Origin of the sequence: Lysinibacillus sp. LK3 (genome assembly GCF_001043675.1) — a bacterium.
GTDB lineage: Bacteria > Bacillota > Bacilli > Bacillales_A > Planococcaceae > Lysinibacillus > Lysinibacillus capsici.
Genome location: NZ_LDUJ01000024.1, coordinates 76,242 through 87,556, shown reverse-complemented (window position 1 = coordinate 87,556; position 11,315 = coordinate 76,242). Strand labels below are relative to the sequence as shown.

14 protein-coding genes are annotated in these 11,315 nt (G+C 37.4%); 9 read left to right on the top strand and 5 right to left on the bottom strand.

All coding sequences use genetic code 11. The features are described from left to right. Nucleotides 1–66 precede the first annotated feature (66 nt). On the bottom strand, nucleotides 67–1,536 hold the full coding sequence (locus VK91_RS17845) for an aminotransferase class I/II-fold pyridoxal phosphate-dependent enzyme (protein ID WP_048394727.1): 1,470 nt from the start codon (nucleotides 1,534–1,536) through the stop codon (nucleotides 67–69). Nucleotides 1,537–1,681: 145 nt separating this feature from the next. Between VK91_RS17845 and VK91_RS17840 the strand changes: the two genes are divergently transcribed. Both VK91_RS17840 and VK91_RS17835 read left to right on the top strand, forming a co-directional pair. After that, nucleotides 1,682–2,641 (top strand): nitronate monooxygenase family protein, encoded by a 960-nt coding sequence (locus VK91_RS17840; RefSeq protein WP_048394725.1) that lies wholly within the window; start codon nucleotides 1,682–1,684, stop codon nucleotides 2,639–2,641. Nucleotides 2,642–2,661: 20 nt separating this feature from the next. After that, complete coding sequence (locus tag VK91_RS17835; RefSeq protein WP_048394723.1) at nucleotides 2,662–2,949, top strand: UPF0223 family protein; 288 nt, start codon at nucleotides 2,662–2,664, stop codon at nucleotides 2,947–2,949. A 103-nt stretch (nucleotides 2,950–3,052) separates the two neighbouring features. Here VK91_RS17835 and VK91_RS17830 read toward each other — a convergent pair whose 3' ends face one another. Further along, nucleotides 3,053–3,679, bottom strand: a complete 627-nt coding sequence (locus VK91_RS17830) for a YktB family protein (protein ID WP_048394721.1) — start codon at nucleotides 3,677–3,679, stop codon at nucleotides 3,053–3,055. A gap of 126 nt (nucleotides 3,680–3,805) precedes the next feature. Here VK91_RS17830 and VK91_RS17825 point away from each other — a divergent pair, with 126 nt between their 5' ends. Then, complete coding sequence (locus VK91_RS17825; RefSeq protein WP_004224768.1) at nucleotides 3,806–4,003, top strand: hypothetical protein; 198 nt, start codon at nucleotides 3,806–3,808, stop codon at nucleotides 4,001–4,003. A 212-nt stretch (nucleotides 4,004–4,215) separates the two neighbouring features. Then, nucleotides 4,216–5,010: an inositol monophosphatase family protein gene (locus tag VK91_RS17820; protein ID WP_004224769.1), complete on the top strand. Its 795-nt coding sequence runs from the start codon at nucleotides 4,216–4,218 to the stop codon at nucleotides 5,008–5,010. Nucleotides 5,011–5,052: 42 nt separating this feature from the next. Here VK91_RS17820 and VK91_RS17815 read toward each other — a convergent pair whose 3' ends face one another. Then, the gene (locus VK91_RS17815) at nucleotides 5,053–5,238 is read right to left on the bottom strand and encodes a DUF5325 family protein (protein WP_004224770.1); all 186 of its coding nucleotides are present in this window, start codon (nucleotides 5,236–5,238) and stop codon (nucleotides 5,053–5,055) included. Between the two features lie 138 nt (nucleotides 5,239–5,376). Here VK91_RS17815 and typA point away from each other — a divergent pair, with 138 nt between their 5' ends. The 5 genes from typA to VK91_RS17790 all read left to right on the top strand — a co-directional run bounded on the left by typA (nucleotide 5,377) and on the right by VK91_RS17790 (nucleotide 10,413). Next, on the top strand, nucleotides 5,377–7,221 hold the full coding sequence (gene typA / locus VK91_RS17810; protein ID WP_048394719.1) for a translational GTPase TypA: 1,845 nt from the start codon (nucleotides 5,377–5,379) through the stop codon (nucleotides 7,219–7,221). Between the two features lie 30 nt (nucleotides 7,222–7,251). Next, complete coding sequence (locus tag VK91_RS17805) at nucleotides 7,252–7,650, top strand: YlaH-like family protein (protein ID WP_004224772.1); 399 nt, start codon at nucleotides 7,252–7,254, stop codon at nucleotides 7,648–7,650. Between the two features lie 214 nt (nucleotides 7,651–7,864). After that, on the top strand, nucleotides 7,865–8,857 hold the full coding sequence (locus tag VK91_RS17800; protein ID WP_048394717.1) for an ABC transporter substrate-binding protein: 993 nt from the start codon (nucleotides 7,865–7,867) through the stop codon (nucleotides 8,855–8,857). 1 nt (nucleotide 8,858) lies between these two features. Then, nucleotides 8,859–9,626 carry an ABC transporter ATP-binding protein gene (locus tag VK91_RS17795; RefSeq protein ID WP_048394715.1) on the top strand — a complete coding sequence of 256 codons (768 nt, stop codon included), beginning with the start codon at nucleotides 8,859–8,861 and terminating at the stop codon, nucleotides 9,624–9,626. Further along, nucleotides 9,619–10,413: an ABC transporter permease gene (locus VK91_RS17790; RefSeq protein WP_082148175.1), complete on the top strand. Its 795-nt coding sequence runs from the start codon at nucleotides 9,619–9,621 to the stop codon at nucleotides 10,411–10,413. Before VK91_RS17795 ends, VK91_RS17790 begins: the two co-directional genes overlap by 8 nt. A 53-nt stretch (nucleotides 10,414–10,466) precedes the next feature. Here VK91_RS17790 and VK91_RS17785 read toward each other — a convergent pair whose 3' ends face one another. Then, on the bottom strand, nucleotides 10,467–10,670 hold the full coding sequence (locus VK91_RS17785; protein WP_048394712.1) for a YlaI family protein: 204 nt from the start codon (nucleotides 10,668–10,670) through the stop codon (nucleotides 10,467–10,469). An 11-nt stretch (nucleotides 10,671–10,681) separates the two neighbouring features. After that, entirely contained in the window at nucleotides 10,682–11,182 is a 501-nt protein-coding gene (locus VK91_RS17780; RefSeq protein ID WP_048394710.1) for a hypothetical protein, read from the bottom strand. Between the last annotated feature and the right edge of the window lie 133 nt (nucleotides 11,183–11,315).

The following is an 11,315-nucleotide window of genomic DNA, read 5'->3' as shown; positions in this document are numbered from 1 at the left end:
ATACTCACATCTGTATTTATAAATATAAAAGCTAGCCCTTCATATTGAAGAGCTAGCTTATATTTTTTAGAAAATTGGCTTACGTTCTTTGATTACACGAATTGTTTTTAATGTTGTATCCTCTGGTCCTTGAACAGGTAAACCTGCTTCAATATTCATTTGAATATAATGAATATTTTCTTGAGTAATTATTTCCCCGGGAATAAAAATAGGAATCCCGGGAGGATACACCATAATAAATTCTGCACAAATACAGTTATCTGCTTCTGCAAGGGGAACGACTTCTGTATCTGCATAAAAAGCATCACGTGGAGACATAGCAAGAGCTGGAATTTCTGGCACATTTACCAAAGCCTCTGTTATAGCCGCTTCAGAATCAAATGCTTTAGACATACGAGTTAACGCATTTATTAAAAGATTAATTTCCTTTTTTGTATCTCCTAAGGTCACTAAACATAAGATATTATAAAGGTCAGACAATTCGACTTCAATATTGGCATTATAACGCAACCATTCCTCAGCTCGATGACCAGAAATACCTAAATCTTTCACACTAATCAGAAGTTTTAATGGATCCATATCATAAGTTGCAGAAGAATGTAACTTTTCCTTACCTGCACACTTTAAATGTGGTATTTGATTGATGCGTTTACGAGCATCCTTTGCTAAACGTAATGCATCGTCAATTAAATCGTATCCATGAATGGCTAACTGACGTCGAGCTGTGTCAAGTGAAGCAAGTAATGGATAGGATGTCGATGTAGTTGTTAACATAGAAAATACAGCTTGTACACGTTTTGCAGAAATAAGACCCTCACGTACATTTAAAATAGACGTTTGTGTCATGGAGCCACCAAGCTTATGAACGCTTGTTGCTGCCATGTCAGCACCTGCTTCCATAGCTGAATATGGAAGGTCATCATGGAATTTTATGTGTACACCATGCGCTTCATCTACTACTACCGGAATATTACGGTCATGAGCAATCTCCACAATACGCTTTAAATCAGCTGTAAAGCCAAAATATGTTGGATTAATAACAAGTACTGCCTTTGTATCTGGGTAAGCATTTAATGCTTTTTCAACAGCTTCAGGGGATATGCCATGAGAAATCCCATATTCGCTGTCAACTTCAGGATGAATAAAAATTGGAATGGCACCAGCGAATACAATCGCCGACATAATAGATTTATGAACATTCCGTGGCACTAGAATTTTATCACCTGGACCGACGACGGTCAGAATCATCGTCATGATGGCGCCACTAGTACCTTGAACGGAAAAGAATGTATGATCAGCACCAAAGGCTTCAGCTGCTAAGTTTTGCGCTTCTTTTATAGCACCCTTTGGTGAATGTAAATCGTCTAGTGGAGCAATATTAATTAAATCGATTGATAAAACGTTGTCGCCGACGAATTCTCGGAAAGCAGGATCCATTCCTTGCCCTTTCTTATGGCCTGGAATATGGAACTGAATGGGATGTCTGTTCCGATGTTTTAGTAATACGTCGAACAATGGAGTCTCTAATTGTGACAACGCAGGTACCACCTCACTTTATAATATCTAAGAAAACAAATGAATTATAGCACCTAACGACACGAAAAAATAGGCTTTTCCTAAAAAATAAAAGGATTTTTTTCAGGATACCGAGAAAATAGTATTGAACGAAAGGGGAGGTACTATGAATTGGAATACACGTGTGACGGATCTTTTACAGGTTAAATATCCAATTATTCAAGGGGGATTAGCCTATTTAGCATATGCTGATTTAGCCGCAGCTGTGTCGAATGCTGGTGGTTTAGGGCAAATAACGGCTATGAGTTTACGTGATCCTGAATTATTACGAGCAGAGATCCATAAGGTACGAACATTAACAGATAAACCATTTGGCGTAAATTTTGCGATTGGCATGCATGGTACAGGCTATGAGGATATGGTGCGCGTTGCAATCGAAGAAGAAGTTCCAGTTGTTACAATGACAGGGGGAAATCCAGCGCCTATATTTAATTTGCTGGCAGGCACAGCGATAAAAAAATTAGTCCTTGTAGCTGCTCGTAGACAAGCTCAAAAGGCTGAACAGCTTGGAGCAGATGCTGTAATGGTTGTGGGTCAAGAGGGTGGCGGTCATCTTGGGCGTGATGATGTCGGTACAATGGTTCTTGTTCCCCAGGTGGTTGATAGTGTTAGTATTCCTGTCATTGCTTCAGGCGGAATTGGTGATGGACGCGGCTGGATGGCTGCTCAAGCATTGGGAGCTGAAGGCATTGAAATGGGCACTCGTTTTATAGCAACACGAGAGTGTGTTGATGCATCTGAGGCTTATAAAGAGGCACTAGTTGCAAGTACTGAGGCAGATACAACCATTATTAAGCGCTCAATTGGTGCGCCGGCTCGTGCATTACGCAATGACTTTACTACAAAGATTTTGGAAATTGAGGAAAAAACACCAACATATGAGGCATTGAAAGAATATATAAGTGGTTCAGCAAATAAACGCTTTATTTACGATGGTGATAAGGAACAGGGCTTTGGCTGGGCTGGACAAGTGACTGGAATGATTCACGATATCCCAACCGTTGATGACCTTATTAAGCGAATGGTTGCAGAAGCTGAAAGTATACGGTTAAAATGGGGGCAATAACGTAAAGGTGGTTTTGTCGAATGGAATACTCTTATCCGTTTTCAACTGATTGGTCCACAGAGGAGATTGTGGATGTTGTTCAATTCTTTGAGGGAATTGAGAAAGCTTATGAAAAAGGCATCAAGCGTGAAGTTATGCTAGCTAAATATCGACGCTTTAAAGAGATTGTTCCTTCCCAAGCAGAGGAAAAATCAATTTTTCGCGAATTTGAAGAGGCGAGTGGCTACATTAGCTATCCAGTTGTAAAACAAACAAAGGAAGCCGAAGATGGGATGATTATAAAAGTTACCCCAAGAAATGGCCGTTAAAAAAAGTGGATGTGAGATCAACTCACATCCACTCTTTATTTTTTTGTGTTAAAAAACGACATATTGCATAAACTACATCAATAAAAAACTTTATAAGGTTAGCTTATTTTCCAACAATAATGTTGTAAAGAGGAAGTAAGCTGTTAAATGTGTCTTCTGTTAATTGATGTAATTCGCTTGCTGTTAGTTTGGTTGCTTGTTCTTTTGGAATATGACGGCCAATTAAAAACTCACCCTTTTTGACATCTCGTAGGCGAATAAGCATTTCTTCAAGCTTGTCTTCTTTTGCCACTTCGAGAGAAACGGCCTCAGGGGACATATGATCTCCTGACACGATAAAATCATCTGGAAGCTGCTCAATTAAAGATTTATGAGCTAGTAAACGCTCAGCCATAACATTTTTTTGAGGCGCTTCATAAATAATAGCTAAGACGATGAATAAATGTGTGTGCCATAGACCAATCTGAAAGTGAGGCAATGATTTATAACCTCTTTTATAAGGGGCGAAGGCAACCCAACTATCTTTTGGAGGGTTAACAGTTCTTCGAGCATGTTTAGCCACATGCGGGAAGAATTCTTCACCTAATTGGCTAGAGAAAAATGCAGAAAAATCTTCACCTAGCTGATTGAATTTTGGACGTACATGTAAATTTAAAGCATCCATTCTTTGTTCTAAACCGTCTATTGTAAAAACCTTAAAGTCTTTGTTTGTCCACTTTATTTTTGGCAATTTTATTTTACTCCTTTCGTTTTATAAGGTTTATTTTACGCTGAATTTGGGAAAAAATCTTATAACAAGAACTTTATCAAATGAGTAAAGTTTTTGTAAAAAAATTAAAAAAAGGAAGTGTTTTTTATGAAACCATTCGTAAAAATTATACGTAAAGTTGACATTGAAAAGCAATATGAGCACATTTTACAATTAGAATTAGATTATGAATTAGCTTCACTTTTTGCAGCAATGAATGAAAAAAATGACATGGAAATTGAAAAAAGTAAAAAACGTCTGGCAGAAATTCAGATGGAACTTGAAAGTTTGCACGCCTATGCGTAATCAAAATCTAATACCCATTTAAAAAATCACTTGCTGAATATTCCGACAGCAGGTGATTTTTATTGTGACAAAGGGTAAAATAGAAATTATATCATAAGGTAGTACTAGGTTTTATATAGCAAAAGTTGTGAAGTAGTGGGAAAAGGCATCATAAACATACGAGAGCGATTAATATAAAAGGCCTTTTCTTATATTCGAAGGGTGGGTTATGAGTGGATTTACAACAAATTGATAAATTTGCAAAAGATATTATTTTTGAAGCTGGGCGACGTATTCGAGAGGCTTTTTCGTATAATCTAGTAATTGAGACAAAATCAGGTGCAAATGACCTCGTTACCAATATTGATCGAGAGACGGAGTTATTCTTTATTGAGCAAATTAAAGCTTTTGATCCAACCCATAAAATTCTAGGGGAAGAAGGAATGGGCGAACAGGTTAAATCACTAGATGGTGTAGTTTGGATTATTGATCCAATTGATGGAACGATGAATTTTGTTAAACAGCATCGCCATTTTATGATTTCAATCGGTATTTTTGTCAATGGCGTAGGAAAGTTAGGTTACATATTTGATGTCATGCGGGAGGATTTATTTAGTGCCATCGAGGGGCAAGGGGCATGGTATAATGATTCACCATTGCGTAAACTACAGTCTGTTACAATGGAGGAGTCTGTCATTGGCATAAATGCACATTGGGTCGCACCTAATCGACATATTCACCATGAAAAGGTGATAGATATGGTTCGTAAAGTTCGCGGTACACGGTCCTATGGCTCCGCAGCAATGGAAATTGCATTTGTTGTAAGTGGCAAATTAGATGCCTATGTCTCTATGCGTTTAGCACCATGGGATATCGCAGGAGGGACCATCATTGCTCAGGAAGTTGGAGCAGTTGCTACAAATCTACATGGTGAAGGCTTTGATTTCCTTCATCAGGATACATTTATTATTGCTAATCCCGCTATTCATAAAGAATTATTAGAAAAATATATAGTGCCATATGAATAAAAAGGAGCCGTCTATTTATTAGACAGCTCCTTTTTATGTTCTTTAAAGTAATCCTTGCGCACGTAGTTTACGCTTCATTTTAAAGGCTGTCATGAAAATGACACAAGTAGCCACAATACCAGCTATTACACCAAATACATTACTAGCTGCAACAGAGTAGCCGATAGAACACATTGCTAATACAGCTGCCAATGCATAGATGGCCATTACGATTTTTGCACGATTCATAGCCTAGCCTCCTATATAAAAAATTTGTCGATCAAATATATTTTTTAGAATGATGGAAATTCTAATAAGGACATTTCTATCCTTCTTGTGCTATAATATCACAGTTAAACATTCGAAAAAAGAATATGGAGTGGAATAATGACAAACTTACGTCAAGATCTTCGCAATATCGCAATTATCGCCCACGTTGACCATGGTAAAACTACTTTAGTCGACCAATTATTAAAACAATCAGGTACATTCCGTTCAAACGAACATGTTGAAGAACGTGCAATGGACTCTAATGATATTGAACGCGAACGTGGTATTACAATTTTAGCAAAAAATACTGCAGTAAACTATAACGGAACTCGTATTAACATCCTTGATACGCCTGGACACGCCGACTTCGGTGGTGAGGTAGAACGTATTTTAAAAATGGTAGATGGCGTTTTACTAGTTGTCGATGCGTATGAGGGTTGTATGCCGCAAACACGCTTTGTACTGAAAAAAGCGTTGGAACAAAAGTTAACACCGATTGTAGTTGTAAACAAAGTTGATAAAGATTCAGCTCGTCCTTTAGAAGTAGTAGATGAAGTATTAGAATTATTCATCGAGCTAGGCGCTGATGATGATCAATTAGATTTCCCTGTTGTGTATGCATCAGGTGTAAACGGTACAGCTTCTCTTGATGCTGATCCAGCAAAACAAGAAGAAAATATGCAATGTCTATTTGAAAAGGTAATTGAAGCAATTCCTGCACCAGTAGACAACTCAGTAGATCCATTACAATTCCAAGTGGCATTACTTGACTACAATGATTATGTTGGTCGTATTGGGATTGGACGCGTATTCCGCGGAACAATTGAAGTAGGGCAACAAGTTGCTTTAATGAAGTTAGATGGGACTGTGAAACAATTCCGTGTAACGAAACTATTTGGTTTCTTTGGTTTAAAACGTGAAGAAATCCAATCAGCAAAAGCTGGTGACTTAATTGCTGTTTCAGGTATGGAAGACATCAACGTTGGGGAAACAGTATGTCCGGTGGAACATCAAGAAGCTTTAACACCATTACGTATAGACGAGCCAACATTACAAATGACTTTCTTAGTGAATAATTCACCGTTTGCAGGTCGTGAAGGGAAATGGGTAACTGCTCGTAAAGTAGAAGAGCGTTTACGTTCACAACTTCAAACGGACGTATCTCTACGTGTAGAAGATACAGATTCACCAGATGCATGGACGGTTTCTGGACGTGGTGAGCTACATTTATCAATTCTTATTGAAAATATGCGCCGTGAAGGCTTTGAACTACAAGTATCAAAACCTCAAGTTATCATTCGTGAAATTGATGGTGTAAAATGTGAACCATTTGAACGTGTACAAATCGATGTTCCAGAGGAAAATGTAGGTTCGGTTATTGAATCGATTGGTACGCGTAAAGGTGAAATGTTGGATATGGTGAACAATGGCAATGGCCAAGTACGTTTAACATTCCTTGTTCCTGCTCGTGGTTTAATTGGATATACAACAGAATTCATGTCTATGACGAAAGGTTTTGGTATCATTAACCATACATTCGATTGTTACCAACCATATATTCCAGGCCGTATTGGTGGACGTCACCAAGGTGTTCTTGTATCAATGGAAACTGGTAAATCGACAACTTATGGTATGATGCAAGTAGAGGACCGTGGTACACTATTTGTTGAGCCAGGTACTGAAATTTATGAAGGTATGATTGTTGGTGAAAATACACGTGATAATGATATCACTGTAAACATAACAAAAATGAAGCAAAAAACGAATGTTCGTTCTGCGACAAAAGATGCAACAAACGTTATTAAAAAGCCGCGTCTATTAACACTAGAAGAAGCATTAGAGTTCTTAAATGATGATGAGTATTTAGAAATCACTCCAGAATCTATTCGCCTTCGTAAACAAATTCTAGATAAAAATGAACGTGAAAGAATAGCGAAAAAACTAAAAAACGCTGAACAATAATTTTTTGCTTCCACGAAAGGAAGAGGAGTCTTGGATCTGAAGTCCGCTTTATTGGGTGAACTAAATGTTATTCAAGTTGCTGCACAGACAGGTACAGATGAAACAACACGAGTTTATGGGAGAATGGCTGGTATCACTAGATTTTTATATGAAAATTTACCAAGCTATGAAATAGCAGGTTATGTTGTATTTCTTCTTGTATTTGTACTTTCTGCCATTGTCTATAAACTAGGCTTTGCCAAGAAATTAAAGTTATCTCAAAATATTATTATTTATGCGTTCCTATTTTTAGGTTGTATCATGCTTACATTCTTCGCCCTATTCTTACCAATGATTGAAGGTCTGATTGTAGCGGCCTTAATTCTAATTGTCTATAAAACAAGGCTATGGCGTGAAAAAAGAGAAGAGCAACAAGCTACCAATCAATAACAATTACGTACTTTATAATAAGAACTTTTTATCTGTTATAAACAGTCTTAGCGGTTTTAATGCTAAGGCTGTTTTTTTGTATGTTTCCCCTGTAGTCAAACTGAAGAAACACCCGCACTCTACACAAATTAAAAAATGATAGGCACCGAAATCTTCTTATGTGAATAAGTTAATGTCGATAGGCTTATTTTCAACACATCAAGGAGGAAAGGGAATGCGTTGGCTTACAAGAGGTTTATTATTAGGTGTCATTGCTTTGTTACTCCTTTCTTTGACGGCATGTAATAAAGCAGAGCTAGAAAAAGTCAAAGTAGGAGAAGTAACTCGTTCGATTTTCTATGCGCCTCAATATGTAGCACTTGAGAAAGGTTTCTTCGAGGAGGAGGGTCTTTCTGTTGAGCTACAAACGATTGCAGGTGGCGATAAAACGATGACGGCGTTACTGTCAGATGGAATTGATATAGCTTTAGTTGGGTCGGAGACGTCTATTTATGTCACTTTACAAGGTGCAAATGATCCCATTCAAAATTTTGCACAGTTAACACAAACGGATGGTACCTTTTTAGTGGCAAGAGATAAGATAGATAATTTTTCGTGGGATCAATTGAAGGGCTCAACGTTTTTGGGGCAACGTAAAGGTGGAATGCCACAAATGGCAGGTGAATTCGTGCTGAAAAAACATGGCATCGACCCTGTAAATGATTTAACGCTCATTCAAAATATTGATTTTGCCAACATTGCTACTGCTTTTGCATCAGGTACTGGTGACTATGTTCAATTATTTGAACCTACTGCGAGTGTCTTTGAGAAAGAAGGAAAAGGTTATATTGTAGCTTCGTTTGGAACTGAGTCTGGTAATCTTCCTTACACGTCCTTTATGGCTAAAAGTAGTTATTTAAAGGATGAAGCTTCAACTGTTCAAGCCTTTACAAATGCATTGAAACGAGCACAGGATTTTGTGCAAAATGAGAGTGCTGCTGAAGTAGCAAAGATTATTCAACCGTATTTTGAAAATGTAGATATAGAGATAATTGAAACGGTAATTGAGCGATATAAAGCACAAGGCTCTTATGCTACTGACCCAATCCTTGATGAAGGAGAGTGGGATAACTTGCAAACAATTATGGAGGAAGCAGGTGAACTTCCTCAACGAGTGGAGTATGAAAAACTTGTGAACACTACTTTTGCCAAAAAGGCTGCTGAGTAATATGGAATTTTTACAGCTGGAGAATATTCACCATAGTTATTTTTCAAGTACACAGGCAAAGGAAGTATTACGTGATATCAGTTTAGCCATTCATGAAGGAGAGTTTGTTTCGTTTATTGGGCCGAGTGGCTGCGGTAAAACCACATTATTATCAATTATTGCAGGATTATTCCCTGCCACTGAAGGCAATGTTTATATAGATGGTGAAAAGCTATCAGCAAGTAATCAATCAAGCATTGGCTATATGCTTCAGCAGGACTATTTATTTCCTTGGAAGACCATTGAAGAAAACGTCACAATCGGCTTGAAAATAATGGAGAAAAGTCATAAAACACATAAAGTAACGGCCAATGCGTTATTACAGGAAGTAGGATTACCGCATGTGGGGAACAATTACCCTCGAGAATTATCAGGAGGTATGCGGCAACGTGTGGCCCTTGCTCGTACCTTAGCTGTAAATCCTAAAATTTTATTATTAGATGAACCATTTTCAGCGTTAGATTATCAGTCGAAATTAAAGCTTGAGGATTTAGTGGTGGAAACATTAAAAACTTATAAAAAGACTGCTATTCTTGTGACACATGATATTGGTGAAGCAATCGCAATGAGTGAGCGCGTAGTTCTATTTTCTGCAAACCCAGGGGCAGTTCACAAAGTGTTTGAAATACCTAAAGCCCTTAATGAACTATCACCTTTTGATGTAAGACAGCATCCAGCCTATGCAGATATTTTCCAAACTATTTGGAAGGAGCTGGAGAGCCTTGGATAATACATTATTTAAGCAATATCAGCAATTGTTAAAAAAAGAAAAACGCTATGTTCGAATATATCAGCTTATTATTTTACTGCTATTCTTTGGTGGATGGGAGCTGCTTTCAAGATTAGAATGGATTGATCGGTTAATTTTTAGCTCGCCAACTAATGTATGGCATACATTTATTGAGAAAGTCATTGACGGTTCTTTAACATTGCATGTGAGTGTTACATTAATGGAGACAGTTATTGGCTTTTTAGCGGGGACTTTATTAGGAACATTAATAGCTGTTGTCTTGTGGTGGTCCCCGTTACTATCAAAAGTACTCGATCCCTATCTAGTAATTTTAAACGCGATGCCAAAAGTTGCACTTGGTCCGATTTTGATTGTTGCACTCGGCCCAGGTTATTTTTCTATCATAGCTATGGGTGCATTAATATCCATCATTATAACAACGATTGTTGTATATACGGCATTTAAAGGTGTCGATCCGAATTATAGTAAGGTTTTACAAACCTTTGGAGCGACAAGATGGCAAATCTTTCGTGAGGTCATTTTGCCAGCCTCATTTCCTACAATCATTTCGACCTTGAAAGTGAATGTTGGCTTATCATGGGTAGGGGTTATTGTAGGGGAATTTTTAGTAGCTTCAAAAGGACTTGGTTATTTAATTATCTATGGCTTCCAAGTATTTAATTTTAACCTTGTCCTTATGTCACTTCTGATCATTGCCTTTTTTGCTACCATTATGTATCAAGTTGTAGAATTAGTTGAAAAAACGATTATTAAAAATAATGGATAGTAAAAAAAGAGGTGTCTCCAAATAGAGGCACCTCTTTTTAATCTGTTCTTTAGTTAAAATTCTTTATCCATTTGGGGTGAAGTACGATAAAAACGGAAATTGCCTGTTTCCATTCGTGCTACAGTATTTTCCGAAATGCGATCATGACAAATATCGCACATATAAGTATGAATTGGTCGATTACGCAATTTTTTTGCTAAAGGTAAATTATCATCTAAATTATGAATCGTATCGCAAATAACGCATTTAACGCGCATTGCATTCCCTCCTATTCAGCGCGAATGGCTGATACGTTTTTAATAGGATTGTCAATATTTGAACCGTCTCTTAGTAATACATGGATGGGACCGTCTTCTAAAAGAGGCTTACCGTCTTGGCTATATTTTAAAATAAGTGTATAAGCTTCTTCAATTGTGAAAGGATATTCTTCGCCATCTTTGCAAGTTAAGACGATTTTTGTCGCTTCTGGTTTAATTTCAGCATTCTTCAAGAAATGACTTAATTCGATACCAAATGTACCTGTCTCCATTCCTTTACGGTCAAATTTCCTTTCTGATTTTAATGTAGGTGGGAAAGTTGCTCCTTCCATAATTTCACGTGACCAGTGTGCTCCTACTTCACGCATATATTTGACGTCAGCATCTTCCTCAACATTTTGAGTAGTGAAGTAAGTGTTTAAATCTAATTTACGATCATCGAAAATCCACACAGTAGGATCTAATGTTAGTTGGTATGTGACTGCACCTGTGATAGGAATTATTGTTTCCATAATAGAAATCCTCCTCAAATCTTGTATATCCATGACATAGTATAACGCTAATGCCTAGAGATAATAAAGAAATATAATTCGAATTCTCTATTTTCCAATGAAGACACTTGCATTTTTATCGACTAAAAGATAA

What these genes read in the sequence shown, in the direction of transcription:
- VK91_RS17795 (WP_048394715.1), top strand. Translation starts at nt 8,859, where the DNA reads ATGGAATTTTTACAGCTGGAGAATATTCACCATAGTTATTTTTCAAGT.
- VK91_RS17840 (WP_048394725.1), top strand. Translation starts at nt 1,682, where the DNA reads ATGAATTGGAATACACGTGTGACGGATCTTTTACAGGTTAAATATCCA.
- VK91_RS17785 (WP_048394712.1), bottom strand. Translation starts at nt 10,670, where the DNA reads ATGCGCGTTAAATGCGTTATTTGCGATACGATTCATAATTTAGATGAT.
- VK91_RS17825 (WP_004224768.1), top strand. Translation starts at nt 3,806, where the DNA reads ATGAAACCATTCGTAAAAATTATACGTAAAGTTGACATTGAAAAGCAA.
- VK91_RS17800 (WP_048394717.1), top strand. Translation starts at nt 7,865, where the DNA reads ATGCGTTGGCTTACAAGAGGTTTATTATTAGGTGTCATTGCTTTGTTA.
- VK91_RS17780 (WP_048394710.1), bottom strand. Translation starts at nt 11,182, where the DNA reads ATGGAAACAATAATTCCTATCACAGGTGCAGTCACATACCAACTAACA.
- VK91_RS17815 (WP_004224770.1), bottom strand. Translation starts at nt 5,238, where the DNA reads ATGAATCGTGCAAAAATCGTAATGGCCATCTATGCATTGGCAGCTGTA.
- typA (WP_048394719.1), top strand. Translation starts at nt 5,377, where the DNA reads ATGACAAACTTACGTCAAGATCTTCGCAATATCGCAATTATCGCCCAC.
- VK91_RS17835 (WP_048394723.1), top strand. Translation starts at nt 2,662, where the DNA reads ATGGAATACTCTTATCCGTTTTCAACTGATTGGTCCACAGAGGAGATT.